The organism is Bacteroides propionicigenes (assembly GCF_018390535.1).
In the GTDB taxonomy this organism is placed as follows: Bacteria; Bacteroidota; Bacteroidia; order Bacteroidales; family Bacteroidaceae; genus Bacteroides; species Bacteroides propionicigenes.
On sequence record NZ_JAHBBW010000018.1, the window covers coordinates 18145 to 40333 of the forward strand.

The 22189-nt window shown below is 45.6% G+C and carries 19 protein-coding genes; 15 read left to right on the forward strand and 4 right to left on the reverse strand.

What is annotated here, in order from left to right:
* Nucleotides 1-7: 7 nt before the first annotated feature.
* The 15 genes from KG118_RS16335 (at nt 8) to KG118_RS16405 (ending at nt 16298) form a co-directional block, all read left to right on the forward strand.
* Complete coding sequence (locus KG118_RS16335; protein ID WP_117713150.1) at nt 8-685, forward strand: NUDIX hydrolase; 678 nt, start codon at nt 8-10, stop codon at nt 683-685.
* 5 nt (nt 686-690) lie between these two features.
* Nucleotides 691-1377 carry an L-ribulose-5-phosphate 4-epimerase gene (locus KG118_RS16340; protein WP_117713151.1) on the forward strand — a complete coding sequence of 229 codons (687 nt, stop codon included), beginning with the start codon at nt 691-693 and terminating at the stop codon, nt 1375-1377.
* A 51-nt stretch (nt 1378-1428) separates the two neighbouring features.
* Nucleotides 1429-2937: an L-arabinose isomerase gene (gene araA / locus KG118_RS16345; protein WP_117713152.1), complete on the forward strand. Its 1509-nt coding sequence runs from the start codon at nt 1429-1431 to the stop codon at nt 2935-2937.
* Nucleotides 2938-3005: 68 nt separating this feature from the next.
* Complete coding sequence (locus KG118_RS16350; protein ID WP_117713153.1) at nt 3006-4604, forward strand: xylulokinase; 1599 nt, start codon at nt 3006-3008, stop codon at nt 4602-4604.
* Between the two features lie 194 nt (nt 4605-4798).
* On the forward strand, nt 4799-7144 hold the full coding sequence (locus tag KG118_RS16355) for a beta-L-arabinofuranosidase (RefSeq protein ID WP_117713154.1): 2346 nt from the start codon (nt 4799-4801) through the stop codon (nt 7142-7144).
* A gap of 53 nt (nt 7145-7197) precedes the next feature.
* Nucleotides 7198-8742: an alpha-N-arabinofuranosidase gene (locus tag KG118_RS16360; protein ID WP_117713155.1), complete on the forward strand. Its 1545-nt coding sequence runs from the start codon at nt 7198-7200 to the stop codon at nt 8740-8742.
* A 178-nt stretch (nt 8743-8920) separates the two neighbouring features.
* Nucleotides 8921-10930, forward strand: a complete 2010-nt coding sequence (locus tag KG118_RS16365; protein ID WP_117713156.1) for a transketolase family protein — start codon at nt 8921-8923, stop codon at nt 10928-10930.
* Between the two features lie 19 nt (nt 10931-10949).
* Nucleotides 10950-11387: a ribose 5-phosphate isomerase B gene (gene rpiB / locus KG118_RS16370; RefSeq protein ID WP_117713157.1), complete on the forward strand. Its 438-nt coding sequence runs from the start codon at nt 10950-10952 to the stop codon at nt 11385-11387.
* A gap of 210 nt (nt 11388-11597) precedes the next feature.
* Nucleotides 11598-13001, forward strand: coding sequence for a glycoside hydrolase family 28 protein (locus KG118_RS16375; RefSeq protein ID WP_117713158.1), 1404 nt, complete (start codon nt 11598-11600; stop codon nt 12999-13001).
* A 171-nt stretch (nt 13002-13172) separates the two neighbouring features.
* Nucleotides 13173-13448, forward strand: coding sequence for a tetratricopeptide repeat protein (locus KG118_RS16380; protein WP_117713159.1), 276 nt, complete (start codon nt 13173-13175; stop codon nt 13446-13448).
* Nucleotides 13449-13464: 16 nt separating this feature from the next.
* The gene (locus KG118_RS16385; protein WP_004289820.1) at nt 13465-13692 is read left to right on the forward strand and encodes a 4Fe-4S dicluster domain-containing protein; all 228 of its coding nucleotides are present in this window, start codon (nt 13465-13467) and stop codon (nt 13690-13692) included.
* A gap of 11 nt (nt 13693-13703) precedes the next feature.
* The gene (locus KG118_RS16390; RefSeq protein ID WP_117713160.1) at nt 13704-14789 is read left to right on the forward strand and encodes a 3-methyl-2-oxobutanoate dehydrogenase subunit VorB; all 1086 of its coding nucleotides are present in this window, start codon (nt 13704-13706) and stop codon (nt 14787-14789) included.
* Nucleotides 14786-14959 (forward strand): hypothetical protein, encoded by a 174-nt coding sequence (locus KG118_RS16395; protein WP_117713161.1) that lies wholly within the window; start codon nt 14786-14788, stop codon nt 14957-14959. The genes KG118_RS16390 and KG118_RS16395 overlap by 4 nt, the downstream gene beginning before the upstream one ends.
* A 12-nt stretch (nt 14960-14971) precedes the next feature.
* Nucleotides 14972-15733, forward strand: a complete 762-nt coding sequence (locus KG118_RS16400; protein WP_117713162.1) for a thiamine pyrophosphate-dependent enzyme — start codon at nt 14972-14974, stop codon at nt 15731-15733.
* A gap of 22 nt (nt 15734-15755) precedes the next feature.
* Entirely contained in the window at nt 15756-16298 is a 543-nt protein-coding gene (locus KG118_RS16405; protein WP_117713163.1) for a 2-oxoacid:acceptor oxidoreductase family protein, read from the forward strand.
* A 157-nt stretch (nt 16299-16455) separates the two neighbouring features.
* Here the strand turns inward: KG118_RS16405 and KG118_RS16410 are convergent, their stop codons facing one another.
* The 4 genes from KG118_RS16410 to KG118_RS16425 all read right to left on the reverse strand — a co-directional run bounded on the left by KG118_RS16410 (nt 16456) and on the right by KG118_RS16425 (nt 22172).
* Nucleotides 16456-18780 carry a BACON domain-containing protein gene (locus KG118_RS16410; RefSeq protein ID WP_117713164.1) on the reverse strand — a complete coding sequence of 775 codons (2325 nt, stop codon included), beginning with the start codon at nt 18778-18780 and terminating at the stop codon, nt 16456-16458.
* 21 nt (nt 18781-18801) lie between these two features.
* A complete protein-coding gene (locus KG118_RS16415; protein ID WP_233514929.1) occupies nt 18802-20196 on the reverse strand; it encodes a BACON domain-containing protein in 1395 nt (464 codons plus the stop codon).
* Between the two features lie 178 nt (nt 20197-20374).
* Nucleotides 20375-21343 (reverse strand): hypothetical protein, encoded by a 969-nt coding sequence (locus KG118_RS16420; RefSeq protein WP_117713165.1) that lies wholly within the window; start codon nt 21341-21343, stop codon nt 20375-20377.
* Between the two features lie 91 nt (nt 21344-21434).
* Nucleotides 21435-22172 carry a hypothetical protein gene (locus KG118_RS16425; protein WP_117713166.1) on the reverse strand — a complete coding sequence of 246 codons (738 nt, stop codon included), beginning with the start codon at nt 22170-22172 and terminating at the stop codon, nt 21435-21437.
* Nucleotides 22173-22189 lie beyond the last annotated feature (17 nt).

A 22189-nucleotide genomic window follows, 5' to 3' on the forward strand; every position in this document is an offset into this window, starting at 1 on the left:
TTATAAAATGACGAATTATTATAATATAAATCCCAAGTTCTATATAGCTGTCGACTGCATCATTTTCGGCTTTAACGAAGGAGAACTAAACTTGTTGTTGCTGAAAAGAAACTTCGAACCGGCAATGGGCAACTGGTCGTTAATGGGCGGGTTTGTCCAAGAGAGCGAAAGCGTGGACGATGCAGCCAAACGGGTTCTCGCCGAACTGACAGGACTGGACAACGTCTATATGGAACAAGTCGGTTCTTTCGGTGCTATTGACCGCGACCCCGGTGAACGGGTTATATCCGTTGCCTACTATGCGCTGGTCAATATCAATGAATACGACAGGGACTTAGTACAGCAGCACAACGCTTTTTGGGTAAACATCAATGAGCTGCCGCCACTCATCTTTGACCATGCTGCAATGGTGGAGCAAGCACGTGCATTGATGCAACAGAAAGCATCTACCGAACCTATCGGTTTTAACTTGTTGCCTCAGTTGTTTACGCTCTCGCAACTGCAAAGCCTGTACGAAGCCATTTACGGCGAAGACATCGACAAGCGGAACTTCCGCAAACGGATAGCTGAAATGGATTATATAGAAAAAACGGATAAAATTGATAAAACAAGTTCCAAACGCGGTGCCGCCCTATACAAATTCAACGAAAAGGCATACCGCAAGGCACCGAAGTTTAAAATTTAATCATTATGTTAGAAGAACTGAAAGAAAAAGTATTTCGTGCCAACCTTGATTTGGTGAAGCATGGACTCGTTATCTTCACATGGGGAAATGTATCGGCCATTGACCGCGCAACAGGCTTGGTCGTCATCAAACCCAGTGGAGTAAGCTATGATGATATGAAAGCGGAAGACATGGTTGTTGTCGACCTCGACGGAAACGTAGTGGAAGGCAAATTGAAACCTTCTTCCGACACCCCTACCCACGTAGTACTCTACAAAGCATTTCCGGAAATCGGCGGTGTGGTACATACACATTCTACCTATGCAACCGCTTGGGCACAGGCGGGTTGTGATATACCCAACATAGGAACTACCCACGCTGACTATTTCCATGATGCCATTCCCTGCACTGCCGATATGACGGAAGAGGAAGTAAAAGGAGCTTATGAACAGGAAACCGGCAATGTTATCGTAAAACGTTTCGAAGGATTGAACCCGGTTCATACCCCCGGAGTACTGGTAAAAAATCATGGTCCTTTCTCTTGGGGAAAAGATGCACACGATGCGGTACATAATGCCGTAGTTATGGAGCAAGTTGCCAAAATGGCTTCGATAGCCTATGCTGTCAACCCGCAACTGACCATGAATCCTTTACTGGTAGAAAAGCATTTCAGCCGTAAACATGGCCCCAATGCTTACTATGGACAGAAATAAGTATAAAAGATAAAGTAAAAGTATAAGAAAACCAATTAAATTAAAAACAGTATGAACGCATTTGATCAATATGAAGTATGGTTCGTAACAGGAGCACAGCTTCTTTACGGAGGTGACGCAGTTATCGCAGTAGACGCACACAGTAACGAAATGGTAAAAGGCTTGAATGATTCCGGTCGCCTGCCGGTAAAAGTGGTATATAAAGGCACGGTAAACTCTTCCAAAGAAGTAACCGCAGCCTTCAAAGCCGCCAACAACGATGAAAAGTGTATCGGTGTCATCACTTGGATGCACACTTTCTCTCCTGCCAAAATGTGGATTCACGGTCTACAGGAATTGAAAAAACCGTTACTGCATTTCCATACACAATTCAACAAAGAAATTCCTTGGGAGACAATGGATATGGACTTCATGAACCTGAACCAATCAGCTCACGGTGACCGTGAATTCGGCCATATCGTTACCCGTATGCGCAAAAACCGCAAGGTAGTTGTAGGACACTGGCAAGATGAAAAAGCACAGAAACAGATTGCTGCATGGATGCGCGTAGCTGCCGCATGGGCTGATGCACAAGATATGCTCATCATCCGCTTCGGTGACCAGATGAACAACGTAGCCGTTACAGACGGTGATAAGGTGAGTGCCGAACAAGTACTGGGCTACCACGTGGACTACTATCCTATCAACGATGTTATGACTTATTATAACGCTGTTGATGATGCTGATGTAAAAGCACTCGTAGCCGAATACTTCAAACTTTACGACCACGATGCCGCACTCGAAAAAGAAGGTACAGAGGCTTATACCAAAGTATGGAACTCTGCAAAAGCTGAAATCGCTATTCGTCGTGTATTGAAAGACACAGGCGCTAAAGGTTTCACAACCAACTTCAACGATTTAGGCGATTTTGACCAAATCCCCGGTCTGGCATCTCAGAGACTGATGGCAGAAGGTTACGGTTTTGGAGCAGAAGGTGACTGGAAAACAGCCGCCCTCTACCGTACGACTTGGTTCATGAGTCAAGGCATGCCTAACGGATGTTCTTTCCTTGAAGACTATACGCTGAACTTTGACGGTGACAAGAGCGCCATTCTGCAAGCACATATGTTGGAAGTTTGCCCGCTGATAGCTGAGCAGAAGCCGAAATTGGAAGTACACCGTCTAAGCATCGGTATCGACAGCGAAACAGCCCGTCTTGTATTCACCAGCAAACAAGGTGAAGGTGTAGCTGCAACTATTGTAGACTTGGGTAACCGTTTCCGTCTCATCGTAAATAAAGTGGAATGTATCAAGAGCAAACCGTTGCCGAAACTTCCTGTAGCAAGTGCCTTGTGGATTCCGATGCCTAACCTCGAAGTAGGTGCTGCCGCATGGATTCTGGCAGGCGGTACACACCACACCAGCTTCTCTTACGACCTTACCGTAGAATATTGGGAAGACTTTGCAGAGATGGCAGGTATTGAAATGATTGTTATCGACGAGAACACCACTATCAGCGAGTTCAAGAAAGAATTGCGCATGAATGAGGTATACTATATGTTGAATAAAGCGCTTTGCTAAAAATCCCGGGTATGTGTCAAAACATATTGTTTTGACACATACTTTATATTTACTTTGAATTATTACTTATGAAAACAGATGCAAAATCAACCATCGAAACAGGCAAAGCCGTCCTCGGCATAGAGTTCGGTTCGACACGAATAAAAGCTGTTTTGATTGACCAGGAAAATAAGCCCATTGCTCAGGGAAGCCATACTTGGGAAAACCAATTGGTTGACGGACTTTGGACATATAGCGTCGAAGCTATCTGGTACGGACTGCAGGATTGCTATGCAAACCTCCGTGCAAACGTAAAGAGCTTATACGATACAGAAATAGAGACTCTGGCTGCAATCGGTGTCAGTGCCATGATGCATGGTTATATGGCATTCGATAGGAAAGAAGAAATTCTCGTTCCGTTCCGCACATGGAGAAACACCAATACTGCCCAAGCAGCCGCAGCTTTATCCCAATTGTTTGTCTACAATATTCCATTGAGATGGAGTATTTCTCATCTGTACCAAGCAGTTCTGGATAATGAAGAACATGTTAAAGACATTGACTATCTGACCACCCTTGCAGGATTCGTTCATTGGCAAATAACCGGCCAAAAGGTATTGGGTATAGGTGATGCATCGGGTATGCTTCCCATAGATCCCGCCACTAAGGACTATTCCGCAGAAATGGTAGCTAAGTTCGATAAGCTGGTTGCCCCGAAAGGCTATGACTGGAAACTCTTGGACATCCTGCCCAAAGTGTTGCCGGCAGGTAAAAATGCAGGCTTCCTCACACCGGAAGGCGCCAAAAGGCTTGACGTATCAGGTCATCTGAAAGCCGGAATACCGGTATGCCCGCCCGAAGGGGACGCAGGTACAGGAATGGTTGCAACCAATGCTGTAAAGCAACGTACTGGGAACGTATCGGCAGGTACATCATCATTCTCTATGATTGTTTTAGAGAAAGACTTGTCAAAGCCATACGAAATGATCGATATGGTAACAACTCCTGACGGAAGCCTTGTAGCCATGGTACATTGCAATAACTGTACTTCCGACCTCAACGCATGGGTTAACTTATTCAAAGAGTATCAGGAGTTGCTAGGTATTCCCGTAGATATGGATGAAGTATACGGCAAACTCTATAACCATGCACTCACAGGCAATGCGGATTGCGGTGGTCTTATCTCTTACAATTACATTTCCGGCGAACCGGTAACAGGACTTGCAGAAGGACGACCGCTGTTTGTACGCTCGGCAAACGACAAGTTCAATCTCGCCAACTTTATGAGAGCCCATCTGCATGCTTCAGTAGGAGTTCTCAAAATCGGCAATGACATTTTGTTCAAGGAAGAAAAAATCAAAGTTGACAGAATCACAGGACATGGCGGTTTGTTCAAGACCAAAGGTGTAGGTCAGAGAATCCTCGCCGCAGCCATAAACTCACCTATTTCCGTTATGGAAACAGCCGGTGAAGGTGGTGCTTGGGGTATTGCTCTACTTGGCTCTTATCTTGTGAACAACGACAAGCAACAAACTCTTGCCGATTTTCTGGATGAAAAAGTGTTTGCAGGCGATGCCGGTATTGAGGTATCACCGACAGCTGAAGATGTAGAAGGCTTCAACACATACATAGAAAACTACATAGCAGCCTTACCCGTTGAGGAAGCAGCTGTTAAATTTAAAAAGTAATTCCTATAAAACAGCCGGCTGCCTTAAGAGAATACTTTCTCGAATAAAAGGTAAAGGCTTAGGAACAATAATGAACGTAATCGTAGCGGGAGAAACTTTTGACTGCCACATGGGTGCTGTCGGCATCAAAGCAACTCCCGATACATTCGTTCACATACACAAAGTTATTCTTCATACTATAAATACCTGATACAATGAAATCATCACTCACCTGTCTACTACTTTTCTTCTTTCTTTTAACCGGGAAAGCTCAAACCAGACAAGAAGTGTCCTATTTCCCCCTTCAAGATGTCAAGCTGTTGGAAAGCCCTTTCTTACAAGCACAGCGGACCGACTTACATTACATAATGGCTATGAATCCGGACAAACTACTCGCCCCTTTTCTGCGCGAAGCCGGGCTCACCCCTAAAGCGCCAAGTTATACCAATTGGGAAAATACCGGACTGGACGGGCATATCGGCGGACATTATATTTCCGCACTCTCCATGATGTATGCCGCTACCGGAGACACAACCGTATACAATAGACTGAATTATATGCTGGACGAGTTATATCGTGCACAACAAGCTGTAGGCACAGGATTCATCGGAGGAACCCCCGGAAGCCTGCAACTTTGGAAAGAAATAAAAGAAGGGAATATCCACGCCGGAAGTTTCAACCTTAACGGCAAATGGGTTCCCCTATATAATATACACAAGACTTATGCCGGACTTCGTGATGCTTACCTTTATGCAGGGAGCGATCTCGCCCGTCAAATGTTGATTGCCCTCACAGACTGGATGGCGGATATTACGTCAGGACTCACAGACGAGCAAATGCAAGATATGCTACGCAGTGAACACGGAGGGCTGAATGAAACATTTGCCGATGTTGCCGACATCACAGGTGACAAGAAGTATTTAGAACTGGCACGCAAATTCTCCCATAAGACGCTTCTCGAACCTCTCACCAAAGACGAAGATTGTCTGACAGGTATGCACGCCAATACACAAATACCGAAAGTCATCGGCTACAAACGTATCGCCGATCTTACCCAAGACCATGATTGGGATCATGCCGCACGTTTCTTCTGGAATACGGTTGTCAAGCATCGTTCCGTCTGTATCGGCGGTAACAGTGTGCGTGAGCATTTTCATCCGGCAGACAACTTCACATCCATGCTCAATGATGTGCAAGGTCCTGAAACCTGCAACACTTACAATATGCTTCGCTTGACGAAGATGCTTTTCCAAAGCTCTCCCGACAGCCGCTTTGCCGATTATTACGAACGTGCCCTATATAACCATATCCTTGCCTCCCAGCAGCCGGCAAAAGGTGGCTTTGTTTACTTCACCCCTATGCGTTCGGGACACTATCGCGTTTATTCGCAGCCGGAAACATCCATGTGGTGCTGCGTAGGTTCCGGACTGGAGAACCACACTAAATACGGAGAGTTCATTTATGCCCATACCGAGGATACCTTGTATATAAACCTATTCATCCCCTCCCGCTTGACTTGGAAGGAGAAAAATCTGGTGCTCGCACAAGAGAGCCGTTTCCCCGATGAAGAACAAATCAGATTCCGGGTGGAGAAAAGCACTAAGAAAGCATTCAGCTTTAAGTTCCGTTATCCGGCATGGGCAAAAGGAGCAAGTGTTTCCGTTAATGGCAAAGTACAGGATATAACAGCCCAACCGGGAGAATATCTGACAATTCATCGTAAATGGAAAGCCGGAGATGAAATCACCCTGAACCTACCGATGCAGGTTACTCTGGAACAAATACCCGACCAAGAACAGTTCTATGCTTTTATGTACGGGCCTGTCGTACTTGCCAACCCTACCGGTACCGAAAATATGGACGGCCTCTATGCAGATGACAGCCGTGGCGGACACATTGCTCACGGCAAGCAAGTATCTCTGGAGAAAATACCGATGCTGATAGGTTCTTCCGAATCACTGTCCCAAGCAGTCCGAAAGACAGATGACAAACAGCTATCATTCAACTATACCGGAAGTGTGTACCCGGCACAGAAAGAAGCGCTGAAGCTGATACCTTTCTTCCGCCTGCACGATTCCCGTTATGCGATTTATTTCCATCGGGTGACCCAAACAGAGGCAGAAAGCATCCGTAAAGAAATGGAACTGAAAGAACGCAAAGCCATGGAACTTGCCAACCAAACGGTAGACATCATTTTCCCCGGTGAGCAACAACCGGAATCTGATCATGGCATCCAATACGAACAAGCGGAGGCAGGAACAAACAAAGACCGTCATTTCCGACGTGCCAAAAGTTGGTTCAGCTATAATCTGAAAGTAAAAGAAGAAGCCGGTCGACTGATGATTGTCACACGAAAAGAAGATAAAATGAAAGTCACAATTCTCCTTAACAATGAGAAACTGACCGTTAATCCTACAATCAGCGAACCTGATAAAGAGGGTTTCATAACAGTCTGTTACCCCTTGTCTCGGAAATTAAGCGCCGGCAATTATCCGATACGGTTCAGTCCGGATGAAACAGAATGGACTCCCGCTATCTATGAAATCCGTTTACTTAAATAAGTGCTAAATTTATTCATACATATATTTACTCACATCATATAACTATAACCGTTATGAGAAACAAACTATTATTCAGCAGTGTTTTATTAGCTGCATCTGTATCTTTGTCTGCACAACAGAGTGCTACAATTACGCTTCATGCCGACCAAGGCACACAAGTTATTCCTAAAGAAATCTACGGCCAGTTTGCCGAGCACTTGGGTACTTGTATCTATGGAGGACTTTGGGTAGGAGAGAATTCCGATATACCTAATATCAAAGGTTACCGTACTGATGTATTCAACGCCTTGAAAGAACTTCAGGTTCCCGTTCTTCGCTGGCCGGGCGGTTGTTTTGCCGATGAATATCACTGGATGGACGGTATCGGTCCCAAAGAAAACCGTCCCAAAATGGTAAACAATAACTGGGGTGGCACTATCGAAGACAACAGCTTCGGGACACACGAATTTCTTAACCTCTGCGAAATGCTGAACTGTGAACCGTATATTAGCGGAAACGTAGGCAGCGGAACTGTTGAGGAACTTGCCAAGTGGGTAGAATATATGACTTCCGACGGTGACTCTCCGATGGCAAACCTGCGTCGGAAGAATGGTCGTGACAAAGCATGGAAAGTAAAATACCTCGGCGTAGGTAACGAAAGCTGGGGTTGCGGCGGAAGTATGCGTCCCGAATACTATGCCGATCTCTATCGCCGCTACTCTACTTACTGCCGTAACTATGACAGTAATCGCCTGTTCAAAATAGCCAGTGGCGCCAGCGATTATGATTATAACTGGACGAAAGTCCTCATGGACCGTGTAGGAAGCCGTATGAACGGTCTTTCACTCCACTATTACACCGTTACCGGCTGGAGTGGCAGCAAGGGTTCTGCCACAGAGTTCAACAAGGACGATTATTACTGGACTATGGGCAAATGCCGCGAAATAGAAGATGTTCTGAAGAAGCACTGCGCTATTATGGACGAGTATGACAAAGACAAGAATGTAGCCCTTCTACTCGATGAATGGGGAACATGGTGGGATGAAGAACCCGGCACTATCAGAGGACATCTCTACCAGCAAAACACAATGCGCGATGCATTTGTTGCTTCCTTGTCTCTTGACATTTTCCACAAATATACCGATCGTCTGAAAATGGCAAACATCGCCCAGGTTGTCAACGTACTTCAGTCCATGATTCTGACCAAAGGAAAAGATATGGTACTGACCCCTACCTATTATGTTTTCAAGATGTACAAGGTGCATCAGGATGCCACTTATCTGCCCATTGAAGGAAATTGTAAGCAGGTTACCGTACGCGATAACCGTACATTACCCCTCATCAGCGCTACAGCATCTAAAGACAAGAACGGAAAAATTCATATTTCTTTGTCAAACGTTGATGTAGATAACGAGCAGGAAGTTATTGTAAATCTGCCGGGAGTACAAGCTAAAAAAGCTGTGGGAGAAATGCTGACTTCTGCACAGATAACTGACTACAATTCTTTTGAAAACCCTGACAAAGTGAAATTAGTTCCTTTCAAAGAGGTAAAAATCAATAAAGGGGTAATGAAAATAAAACTTCCCGCCAAATCAATTGTTACTGTTGAGTTACAGTAAATCAGCGGTAAAGGCTTATTGTAATTAAAACGATAAGAGAATAACAGGGACAAGAAAAAAGAGACACATTCTATGTTGCGGATTACGCATAAAGAGTTATCTTTGTCCCTGTTAAAATTAACAAGCAAGAAATCAATCCATTTGTAGAATATTCAAATTATAACAATATTTTAATAATATGAACGACAAGAAACTTATGAACCTCGCAGCGGACAATATCCGTATCCTTGCTGCTTCTATGGTCGAAAAAGCGAACTCCGGACACCCAGGCGGTGCTATGGGAGGCGCAGACTTTGTGAATGTACTCTTCTCTGAGTTCTTAGTATACGATCCTGAGAATCCAGCTTGGGAAGGTCGTGACCGCTTCTTCCTCGATCCGGGACATATGTCACCGATGCTTTATTCTACATTGGCACTGGCCGGTAAATTCACATTGGACGAATTGAAAGAGTTCCGCCAATGGGGCAGCCCTACTCCGGGACATCCCGAACGTGACTTGGCACGCGGCATTGAAAACACTTCCGGCCCGTTGGGACAAGGACATACTTTTGCCGTTGGAGCAGCTATTGCAGCCAAGTTCATGAAAGCTCGTTTTGAAGAAGTAATGAACCAGACAATTTACGCATATATTTCCGACGGTGGCGTTCAAGAAGAAATTTCACAAGGTGCAGGCCGTATCGCCGGTGCACTGGGTCTGGACAACCTCATCATGTTCTATGATGCAAATGACATCCAACTCTCTACCGAGACAAAAGATGTAACCATTGAAGATACTGCAAAGAAATACGAATCATGGGGCTGGAAAGTTCTCAAAATCGACGGTAACGATGCAGATGCTATTCGTGGCGCACTCAACGAAGCTAAAGCAGAGACAGAACGTCCTACACTGATTATAGGTCATACCGTTATGGGTAAAGGCGCACGCAAGGCAGACGGTAGCAGTTATGAAGCCAACTGTGCTACTCACGGTGCTCCTCTGGGCGGTGATGCTTACGTAAATACTATCAAGAATCTGGGTGGCAACCCTGAAAACCCGTTCACTATCTTCCCGGAAGTAGCCGAGCTTTATGCCACACGTGCTACCGAACTGAAGAAAATCATGGCAGAAAAATATGCAGCCAAAGCCGCATGGGCTAAAGCTAACCCGGAAAAAGCTGCCAAACTGGAATTTTTCTTCTCCGGTAAAGCTCCTGAAGTAAACTGGGCAGCTATCGAGCAAAAAGCCAATTCGGCTACACGTGCTGCATCAGCTACTGTACTTGGCGCTCTTGCCACTCAAGTGGAAAATATGGTAGTTGCTTCTGCCGACTTGTCCAACTCTGACAAGACAGACGGTTTCTTGAAAAAGACTCATGCCTTCAAGAAAGGTGATTTCAGCGGTGCATTCTTCCAAGCAGGCGTATCCGAACTGACAATGGCTTGCTGTTGTATCGGTATGGCTCTGCATGGCGGCGTAATCCCCGCTTGCGGAACATTCTTCGTATTCTCCGACTACATGAAGCCTGCTGTACGTATGGCCGCTCTAATGGAAGTTCCGGTTAAATTCATTTGGACACACGACGCATTCCGTGTAGGCGAAGACGGTCCTACTCACGAACCGGTAGAACAGGAAGCTCAAATCCGCTTGATGGAAAAACTGAAGAACCACAAGGGGCACAACTCAATGTTGGTACTTCGTCCGGCTGATGCAGAAGAGACAACCGTAGCATGGAAACTCGCAATGGAGAATACATCTACCCCGACAGCTTTGATTTTCTCTCGTCAGAATATCGTCAATCTACCCGCAGGAAACGACTACAGCCAAACAGCCAAAGGTGCTTATATCGTAGCCGGATCAGATGAAAATCCGGATATTATCCTTGTAGCTTCCGGTTCGGAAGTATCTACACTGGTAGCCGGTGCAGAACTGCTGCGCAAAGACGGTATCAAGTTACGTATCGTATCTGCTCCGTCAGAAGGTTTGTTCCGCAGCCAAGCTCCGGGTTATCAAGAAAGCATTATTCCTGCAAATGCAAAAGTATTCGGCCTGACAGCCGGTTTACCTGTTACACTGGAAGGTCTGGTAGGTGCTCATGGTAAAGTTTGGGGACTGGAATCATTCGGTTTCTCCGCTCCTTACAAAGTATTGGACGAAAAGCTGGGCTTTACTGCAGAAAATGTATATAAGCAAGTAAAAGCAATGATCTAACAAAAGAGTCATTTATATTATGAAAACAATAGGAATCTGTTCCGACCATGCCGGATACGCATTAAAACAATACGTAAAGCAATGGCTCGAAGCCAAAGGCTGGGAATATAAAGACTTCGGCACTTACTCTCCCGAAAGTGTGGACTATCCCGACTTTGCACATCCGTTGGCACTGGCAGTGGAAGCTGATGAGTGCTATCCGGGTATCGCTATCTGCGGTAGTGGAAACGGAATCAACATAACGCTGAACAAGCACCAAGGTATTCGTGCCGCATTGTGCTGGACAGCAGAAATAGCCGGGCTTGCCCGTCAGCACAACGACGCTAACGTACTTGTTATGCCGGGACGTTTCATCACCAACCAAGAGGCGAATGAAATCATGACCAAGTTCTTTTCTACTCCGTTCGAAGGCGGACGCCACCAGCGGAGAGTGGAAAAGATACCTGTAAAAGAATAGCTATCAGCTAAAAGCAAACTATTTCATCCCGTGAGACGAATTCATTTATTCATCTCACGGGATATTTTTTATCTCGCAAAGCCGGCTTCCCTTCAACTCAATCAATTATTACACACTTTCAATCAAAAACTCATCTCTGTCATTTGGAGAGTTTTCCTATTTTTGTCAACGTAATCTAAGTACCATTTTAAGAACATAAAAGAAAAACGCATGAAGAAAGCAATCGGATTCATTTCTCTCCTTCTATCGATAACTCTGGCAATGGCCAACCCGATAGACTTTGACAAAGCCTTCAAGGAAAGCGCTAAAATTGAAAAACAAATCAAGAGAACCTCTTTCCCAAATCGCACTTATCTCATCACAGACTTTGGTGCAAAACCAGATACTCCGGACAATCCTTGCCACGAAGCAATTAACCAAGCCATTGTAATATGCAGCCTGAACGGTGGCGGAACAGTGGTAGTGCCTAAAGGAACTTTCTTTACCGGTCCTATCACCCTAAAAAGCAACGTGAATTTCCACGTGGAGGAAGGTGCCGTACTAAAATTCTCCACCGACCAAAGCCTTTATTTTCCTGCAGTCATTACCCGTTGGGAAGGCTTGGACTGCTACAACGCCCGTCCGCTGATATATGCATACGGCGAAACCAATATCGCCATTACCGGTAAAGGTACGATTGACGGTCAAGGCTCCAATGACACTTGGTGGTCTATGTGTGGCGCACCACGCTATGGCTGGAAAGAAGGAATGGTTGCCCAACGCAATGGCGGACGCGAGCGTTTGCTAATGTACGGTGAAACCTCTACTCCCATCTATAAACGTATCATGAAGCCCGAAGACGGTATGCGTCCGCAGCTTATCAACCTTTATTCTTGCAACACAGTATTAATAGAAGATGTCACCCTGCTGAACTCACCGTTTTGGGTTATCCATCCATTATTCTGTGAAAGCCTCATCGTACGCGGCGTACACGTGTTCAACCGCGGTCCCAACGGAGACGGATGCGACCCGGAATCCTGCAAAAACGTATTGATAGAGAACTGTACTTTCGATACGGGCGATGACTGTATAGCTATCAAATCCGGACGTAACCAAGACGGTCGTAAATGGAATATCCCCAGCGAAAATATCATTGTACGCGGCTGTTTTATGAAAAACGGTCATGGAGGTGTAGTTATCGGCAGTGAAATATCCGGTGGTTACCGAAACTTATTCGTAGAGAACTGCCGTATGGACAGTCCGGACTTGGACCGCGTAATCCGCATCAAGACCAGTACCTGCCGGGGTGGATTGATAGAAAATGTGTTCGTACGCAACGTCACTGTCGGTCAGTGTCGTGAAGCCGTACTCCGTATCAACCTGCAATACGAAAACCGCGAGAAATGTAACCGCGGTTATACCCCTACCGTACGCAACGTACATCTGAAGAACGTTACTTGCGAAAAGAGCAAATTCGGCGTTCTCATCATTGGACTTGATGATGATAAGCACGTTTATAACGTAAGTGTGGAAGACTCCCGCTTTAATAATGTAGAAAAAGGCGGTAACCAAATAAAAGGAGCAAAAGACATTACGTTCAAGAATTTGTATATAAACGGAGAACTTGTAAAGTAAGACAACCACATTTTCATATAGTTCAGCCCGGAACCTTTACATTGTGACAAAAAGCAATAAAGATTCCGGGCTATTTATTCCCCTTATTTTCTTATTTTTAGCAGATAAGTTGACTATTGTCTTTAAATAAAAACTATCTTTGTACTTCAATAATCCGGAACTCAGAATGATATGGAGCAATTAAATACCATAAAAGAGCTTATCAATCAGGGAAATATAGAGCAGGCCATCCTTCAGCTTGACGAAATACTTCAAACCGATTTCCCCGAGAAGGACGAAGCCTATTACCTCCGGGGGAATGCTTACCGCAAGCAGAGCAACTGGCAGCAGGCGCTGAATAACTACCAATATGCCATTGACCTCAATCCGGACAGTCCCGCCCGGCAAGCCCGCAACATGGTGATGGATATTCTGAATTTCTTTCATAAGGATATGTACAATCAATAAATAAAAGAACGTAATTATGGCAAAAATCAAAGGAGCAATCGTAGTAGACACCGAACGTTGCAAAGGCTGCAACCTGTGTGTCGTGGCTTGTCCGCTCAATGTAATAGCCCTCACCAAAGAGGTGAATGTAAAAGGGTATAATTATGCCCACCAGATATTGGAAGATACCTGTAACGGATGTAGTTCGTGTGCAACTGTATGTCCGGACGGATGTATCTCGGTTTATAAAGTAAAAGTAGAATAAATAAGAAGAATATGGCAGAAGAAGTTGTATTAATGAAAGGAAACGAAGCCATCGCCCATGCAGCCATTCGCTGTGGCGCCGACGGATACTTCGGTTATCCTATTACTCCCCAATCAGAAGTATTGGAAACACTTGCCGAACTGAAACCCTGGGAAACCACCGGCATGGTAGTGCTCCAGGCAGAAAGTGAAGTGGCAGCTATTAATATGGTATACGGTGGCGCCGGAAGCGGAAAAATGGTGATGACCTCTTCATCCAGCCCCGGTGTCAGCCTCAAGCAGGAAGGTATTTCCTACATTGCCGGAGCAGAATTGCCGTGTCTGATTGTAAACGTGATGCGTGGCGGTCCCGGACTCGGAACCATTCAGCCAAGCCAGGCCGACTACTTCCAGACCGTAAAAGGCGGCGGTCACGGTGACTATCGCCTCATCGCCCTCGCCCCCGCTTCCGTACAGGAAATGGCGGATTTCGTAAGTTTGGGTTTTGAGTTGGCTTTCAAGTACCGCAACCCGGCTATTATCCTTGCCGACGGTGTCATCGGCCAGATGATGGAAAAGGTGGTGCTCCCCGCACAGAAACCTCGCCGCACGGATGCCGAAGTTATCGAGCAATGCCCGTGGGCCACTACCGGAAGAACCAACGGCCGCAAGCCCAACGTCATTACCTCTCTGGAACTGAAACCGGAAGAAATGGAGAAGAACAACATCCGCTTCCAAGCCAAATACAAGGAAATCGAAGAAAACGAAGTACGTTTCGAAGAGATTCATTGCGACGATGCCGAATACCTGATTGTAGCCTTCGGTTCTATGGCACGCATCGGTCAGAAAGCTATGGAACTGGCCCGTGAAGAAGGTATCAAGGTCGGTATGCTCCGTCCTATCACCCTGTGGCCGTTCCCAAGCAAAGCCATTGCCGCCTATGCCGACAAGGTAAAAGGTATGCTGGTTACCGAGTTGAATGCCGGACAGATGATTGAAGATGTCCGCCTGGCTGTAAACGGTAAAGTGAATGTGGAACACTTCGGACGCCTCGGCGGTATCGTCCCCGACCCGGATGAAATTGTAATTGCATTGAAAGAAAAACTGATTAAGAAATGAATCCTGATAAAATAAGAAACGTACTGAATATCCTCTTCATGGTACTTGCCCTGGCGGCTATCATTGTGTACTTTGCGGCAAGAGACGACTTCAAACTATTTATATACGTTTGCGGCGCAGCTATATTCGTAAAGCTCATGGAGTTTTTCATACGGTTCACCAACAGATAAGGAGAAGTGATTATGACAAAAGAAGATATTATCAAACCTGAGAATCTGGTTGCCAAGAAACCGACTCTGATGAACGATAATCCCATGCACTACTGCCCGGGATGCAGCCACGGTGTGGTTCACAAACTGATTGCCGAAGTAATCGAAGAAATGGGAATGGAAGATAAGGCCGTAGGTATCTCCCCGGTGGGATGCGCCGTATTTATCTACAATTATATAGATATCGACTGGCAGGAAGCCGCTCACGGACGCGCTCCCGCACTTGCCACCGCTATCAAGCGCCTGTGGCCTGACCGTTTGGTATTTACCTATCAGGGCGACGGCGACTTGGCTTGTATCGGTACTGCCGAAACAATCCATGCGCTGAACCGCGGCGAGAACATAACCATTGTTTTCATCAACAATGCCATCTACGGTATGACCGGCGGACAAATGGCTCCTACTACCCTTGTGGGCATGAAGACTTCTACCAGCCCCTACGGACGCGACGTGCACTTGCACGGTTATCCCCTGAAGATTGCCGACATTGCCGCCCAACTGGAAGGTACGGCCTACGTCACCCGCCAGAGTGTGGAAACCGTTCCCGCCATCCGCAAAGCGAAGAAAGCCATCCGCAAGGCATTCGAGAACTCCATGGCAGGCAAAGGTTCCAACCTCGTAGAGATTGTTTCTACCTGTAATTCCGGCTGGAAGATGTCTCCGGAGAAATCAAACAAATGGATGCAGGAGAATATGTTCCCCTTCTATCCGTTAGGTGACTTGAAAGATAAATAATGATGCTAAAAACAGAAGAACAATGAAAGAAGAAATCATTATAGCAGGCTTCGGTGGACAAGGTGTATTGTCCATGGGAAAGATTTTGGCATACTCCGGACTGATGGAAGGCAAAGAGGTGACTTGGATGCCGGCTTACGGACCGGAACAACGCGGCGGTACGGCAAACGTTACCGTCATTGTAAGTGACGAGAAAATCTCCTCACCTATTCTGAGCAAGTATGATGCGGCTATCATCCTGAACCAACCTTCGCTGGAGAAGTTCGAGAGTAAGGTAAAACCCGGCGGTGTGCTTATCTATGACGGCTACGGCATTATCAACCCGCCCACACGTAAGGATATCCACGTCTACCGTATCGATGCCATGGATGCCGCCAACGAAATGAACAACGCCAAAGCATTCAACATGATTGTATTGGGCGGTCTGTTGAAGATTGCTCCCATCGTAACTTTGGAGAACGTCATCAAGGGGTTGAAAAAGACACTCCCCGAACGTCACCACCACTTGATACCGATGAATGAAGAGGCTATCAAGCGCGGCATGGAACTGATTAAAGAAATGTAAAAAAACACATCATCCGCTCAGGGCAAACAGATGATGTGTTTGCCTTCAACAGATGATGTATTTACTATAAACGGATGATGTATTTTTGAGTGATACATCATCCGTTTTTTATTGCCCGGTTATCTGTGTAAAAACAATGAATCAGACAGACTCATGATTACCAAGATTCGGGTATTGCAGCATAGTCCGTTAGTTTTGTGCATTGATTAAAACATCTTTGGTATTCCTGCAAGGCTATGAACTCCGCAGGGTAATTCCCGCGTTCGTACAAGTGCACCTTTTTGCCTTCTATCAGAGTATAAGGAGACTCACCCTCTATATTCGGAGACTGTGAAAAAGTCCATCCCACATTCATAAGCTTGCGGTTGTTATCAAAAAGTCCGGTAGGAATGGATGTCAGTGCCTTACAATTCATAAAAGTACCTTCTACTTGCTGGAGCTTGGTATTCTGTTTGAACAGGTTTCCGGGTAATGAAGTCAGCAACTTACATCCGGCAAACGCGTAAGAAAAATCCTGAGCAAGCGGACAACCGGCAAACAATGCCTCAGGAATTGCTTGCAAAGATTCGCATTCTTGAAATACTCCCAATCCTCCTCTGTAACTATCATCGCGCAGCTTGCTCATACCCAAATAAAGCACTTTTCCGCAATTGGCAAACAGCGTTGCGGGAATACTCTTCAAACTTGTACAATGACTGAAAGTACCCTCAAACGATGTCACCTCTGTATTGTTAGCAAAGAGATTGGCAGGAATATTCTCCAACGAAGTACACATAGCGAATGTTGTAGAAAAGGTTGTCGCAGCCTTACATCCGCTGAATATATCTTCAGGAATCTCCTTGAGCAATCCGCACTCTATAAAAGTCCGTTGGAATGAAGTTGCTTTCACACAATTCTTAAACAATCCTGCCGGAATGCTTTTCAAGTTTTTACAACTGCCAAATGTATAGTCAAAACTGGTGGCATTTACCGCATACTTAAAGAAGCCATCCGGGATGGACTCGATGCCTGTATCCGTAAAACTGCCGCCATAAGGTTCTACACCAAAATGCTCCACGTTGCGAAAAGCGCCCTCTGTATCGGTAACTATGGATTTCAGGCTACTAAAACCGCCGAGGTCAATCCGGGTAAGTCCGGTATATCCCCACTGCTTGACAGCCAGCAACGTATTCTCTTTTGCCTCACGTATATATGGCACTAATTCGAGTGAAGTCAATACTCCTGAAAAATGTACCTCATAGGTAGTGGCGCTCTGCACATTATATTTATGGCTGATACCCTCCGGATTAAATCCTTCTACCTTATTTACAGTACCGTCTCCCCAATCTATTGTCCCTTTGAGGTTGTGGTCACTGAAAGGAAGTCGGACAGTAAAGTCGTTCACTGCGTTAGCACTCACTTCCAACACCAAATCATGCTTGCTATCGAGCATTGAGGTAGTAGCTTCCTCCCTTACGTAATCAGCTTTTCCATCTCCCGACTTATGAAAAGGAAGCAGATAGAGATAGTAAGTTGTGGCAGGCAGCAAACCGTCGAAGTTCAAGGTGAATTCTTCCGCACCTTCGGCAAGCGAAAGTTCTTTCGACTTTGTACGGTCGGAAAGGAATTCCTCTATGAGTTTATCCGATTGCAACTGCTTGTCCGAAAGCCCGTAAAGCACAGAACTGACTTGCGGATTCGCCTGAAAGCGGAACACCAGTCCACCTACTTCCATCTGCTTATCGAGCAAGCGGCACACAGCTCCCCGCTCTTGTCTTAATACAACGGCAGCCAACTGCTCTTCATCATGCGTAAGGAAACGCAAAGTTACCACGCGCTCCTTATCTTGCGTATTGGGAAAGACTGTCAGTAGCAGACGGCTGTCGTCATCTGACCCGGACAGCATTATGTCCTCAACAACCGCAATATCTTCTTCTTGCTCTTCCACGCCCGGCAGTTCCATTATCAGCAGAGGCGGTTCTATCAGGTTTGTCTTGAAGTTCACGGCAAAGTGACCATGCACAAAAGCCGGTAAGGGAAGTTCTTGCGCTTCCAACTTCACATAGGGTGCTTTGCCATCGAAGGTCTGATCGAAACTGACCGGAATATCTCCCGACTCGGTGGTACCCTTCTGCTCTATCGTAATAGTGAGAGTAGAACCGCAGGTAATTTTGATATAGGCTTTACGGTCTTTCCCTGTATAGTTCTTACGGGTAAAAACAGTTATCGTATAGTCACCCGCTGCATTGCCACTGTACTTATCGAGGCTAACCCAGTTTGCATCGTCTCCATCGGCCTTAGTGGAAGCCATTGTTACTTCTGCTGTCCAAGCCCCGTCGGTAGTGAAATGTATGCCGCCATCAGGAGCTGTTTCGTCTGCAAAAATTGTCTGATTGGAGGTCGTACCGTCAGTAAGACGTATGCCACCCGCTTCGTCTTCCTCACTGCAACCGCCCAGCAGGCAGATACAGAGAAAAGAAAGAAATAGTTGAAACTTATTCATAAGCAATATCTTTATGTAAGTCTAATACTCCATTGTCCAGGTATAGACATTCTTATCGCTACCCGCATCAACTGTTCTTTTATCCGATGTAGTATACTTATAGCCTTCCTCCGGATTGTTGGGATTATTCAGCTCATTGCCAACATGAACCTTATACGTTGTCTTCTTCATGGTAAAGGCACGTTCAGTCTTTATTCCGGTCAGACACTTATCCGCATCATACGTATAGCTCATCACCAAGTCCTTATCAGACCACTCAATAGAGATATATGACGCATCGACAGTGACGTTCGGAGTTGTATAGACAGGAGACACACTGCTCCACTCGTCATAGCGCAAGGAGTTAGCCGGAAGCACTTCCGGTGCATAATCGCTTGTCTTGCCCAGACGTCCGATAAGATAAAGGAAATCATAATCGTCATCATCCTCCAAAATCCACATGACATCTACCGATGCATTATTGGGGTACCGGTTGGCATATGCCTTATCCATATCGATGTTAAGGGTTCTATCATCGTCGGAAGCCTTACCGTTGACATATTCGTACTTAGACAAAAGCCCGTTAGCATAAGAATATTTCACATAGCTGGTTTCGCTGCCGGCATCCGCATCTTTCCACTGCGCCAGACGGTTATCGTCCGTATAGCTGAAGCGGATATAATCTTCAAACCGTCCTGCTTCTTTGTCGTCGGCTTGCAGATTGATTACATTTCCCTGTTCATTGAGGATGGCAATGTAATCTTCATCATACAAGTGATTGCCGTCTTCAACCCATTTCTCACTCATTTTGATTCTGCCTGCTGTTGCGTAGTCAAAGGTCATCGTACTGATTTGCGTACGGCGGTCAATTTCCTTTCTTACAAGTTCCTTCACACGCCCTTTATCATCATAACTGAAAGTAAACAGTTTCTCTGACGTATAATTATCAGAATATTCCGGATACTCCGCTTTTAGTGCATTATCCACCAACTTGTACGCAATCTTCTTTACCGCCTTTGCTTTTACCACCTCTTCCCCGCTCTCTGTTTCCGCTTTCTGCTCAACGGTGATAGTCAGTACTGTTTTACCCGCAACGATACGGATCTCCGCCTTCCGGCTTTTGCCGGTAGTGTTAGGCGTCAGTGTCAGATTCAAAGTAAACTCACCGGCGCCCCCACTGTAAGCGCTCAGTTTCAGCCAATCCACATTGCTGCCTTCAGCTTTCGTTGTCACTTCGTCTACGGTTGCCGTCCAGGGTTCGGTAGCGGTAAACTTGATACCTTCGTTTTTCTGCGTTTCGTCCGCATATACGGTTTGGGTAGTCTGGGTGGTCTTATCCAAAACAACCGCGCTTTCTGTCGTTGTATCCTCACCATCGCTGCAAGCCCACAGGACTACCACAGCTAAAAAAGCAAAAAAACATTTCTTTATCAACATATTGTATATTATTTAAGCAAGTAAGTAAGTGTTGAAATTTAATTTATATCAAGAGCATTTGTCATTCAGAGCGAAGCGAAGAATCTCTTTTCTGTGTATACATCAAGAGAGTAGATTCTTCGCTACACTCTGAATGACAGATAGTATAAGCTAATTATGTGTATTCACTTAACTAATATTAATTATATGGGCAAACTCCGGTATCACGCATCCGGCATCTGGCATTTGTAATCTTACAAATTCCCCTTCCGTTTATCACATCATCCGTCAGATTGTCGCAGGTCACTTTATACTTGTCCTTGCCACCCGTATTGCCGGTAGCTGCAAGCACGATATAAAGAATAAGGAGCGCGATTGCCACGAATATCAATATCCAAGTAATGGTGAAGACGGCATAAGTGGTCAATATCATATATCCCCACCGCCACCTCAACCGCTTCTTATTCTCAGGCGCTGCGCTACGTATCTGATACCAGGCATAACCAATCAAAGCAAGGGCAGAGACACATACCACCCCGCCAATTATATCCTGACTGTTCGAACTAAGCCATTGCGAAAAGACTGCAACTACACCCAATGCAGCACCAACCCAATAATATTTCTTCGATTCCGGCACAACATCCACTCCCGCCATTTCGTATAAGCGACCGGGTACAAAATGGCTCCATTTGGTGAATGACAAGATAACCGCTACAAAAGACAAAACAACAAGTACCAATAATCCTCCGCACAGTGCAGCAAGATTTACCGCTACGTCATAAAACAGACGCCATGTTTCCGCCTTCTTGTTTTCCGCCTGACTGCAATTCCGAATACGGCGCACAACACGCCAAACGGGATAGACCAAAACCAATGCCACATATATCCCCGCAAGCCAACAAGCTTGCGCATCCGCAGGAGTCTCGTCCATAAAGAGTAATGCGTAGGAAAGCATACCTGCTATCATCATTATAAAACCCAGCCCACCTGTTATAATCAATGTACGGATAGAACGGAAGCTGAATGAAGATACAATCTCCGTACCCGCTTTCTTATTGAACCAACCTTTGATACTGCTGAATTTCAGAAACAAGAAGCACGAGAAAACAAAGCCGCACAAGCCCAATATCTGAGAGAGCAAAGCCAATATCACAATTATAATTTCCATTTCACTTTATCATTTTACTATCCGTAATAAGTAATATCTGAAAAGCCTATTCATTTTGTCTGCTTTTTAATTGGAGAATTATACGTTAAGATCAGAAACCATAGGCTTGCTTGCGTACAGCCATATAGTCTTTCTCTGCCAAGAATACAATCTTGGCAAACTCCGTAAAGTCGTAAGTATGGCAGTTTATGTAAACGGGAGCACCTTCACTATGGCAAGGCACACCGGCTTGAATCATCTGCCCGGGAGCATATTCGGCCTTTAAAGAGCTGTTATAAGAATTGCTGTTGAAGGGGTTCAACTGTCCGAGTTCAATCAAATGGTCATTGGCTTTCATCAAGGCGAAATACAGACGGGTATCTTTCAGCGGGTATTCACCTTCGGCACATTTACGTTTTGTCTCACGCACCACAATATCACGCTTGGGAACAACCGTTACCCGTACAATTACGCTGCCCGCTTCTCTTCCGGCATGATATTCCGCCACTTTAGCGCCTGTTACCTGGAAATCGGGATATACGTCTCCGGTGCAAACAATTTCGCGTCCCACGAGCTTCTCGCCCTCTTCCGCCGCCTTCTGATAACTCTTAGCCGCATATTCATCAAACTCTTTCAGTTTCTTTTGATAACGGTCCAAATCATCTTCTTTACGCAAGCTCTCATCCAATGCTTTCTTCTTTGCAGCTACCTCTACAAAAATGGCGGGCACTCGTCCCAAAGGAGCATCGCTACTTGCAGCCGAACCCGAAGCGGCACCACCGCCACATGCCGACAACACAACCAGTCCGCAACACATCGCGGACAAAACCATAACCGTAAACTTTTTCATAATATCAAACTATTTTA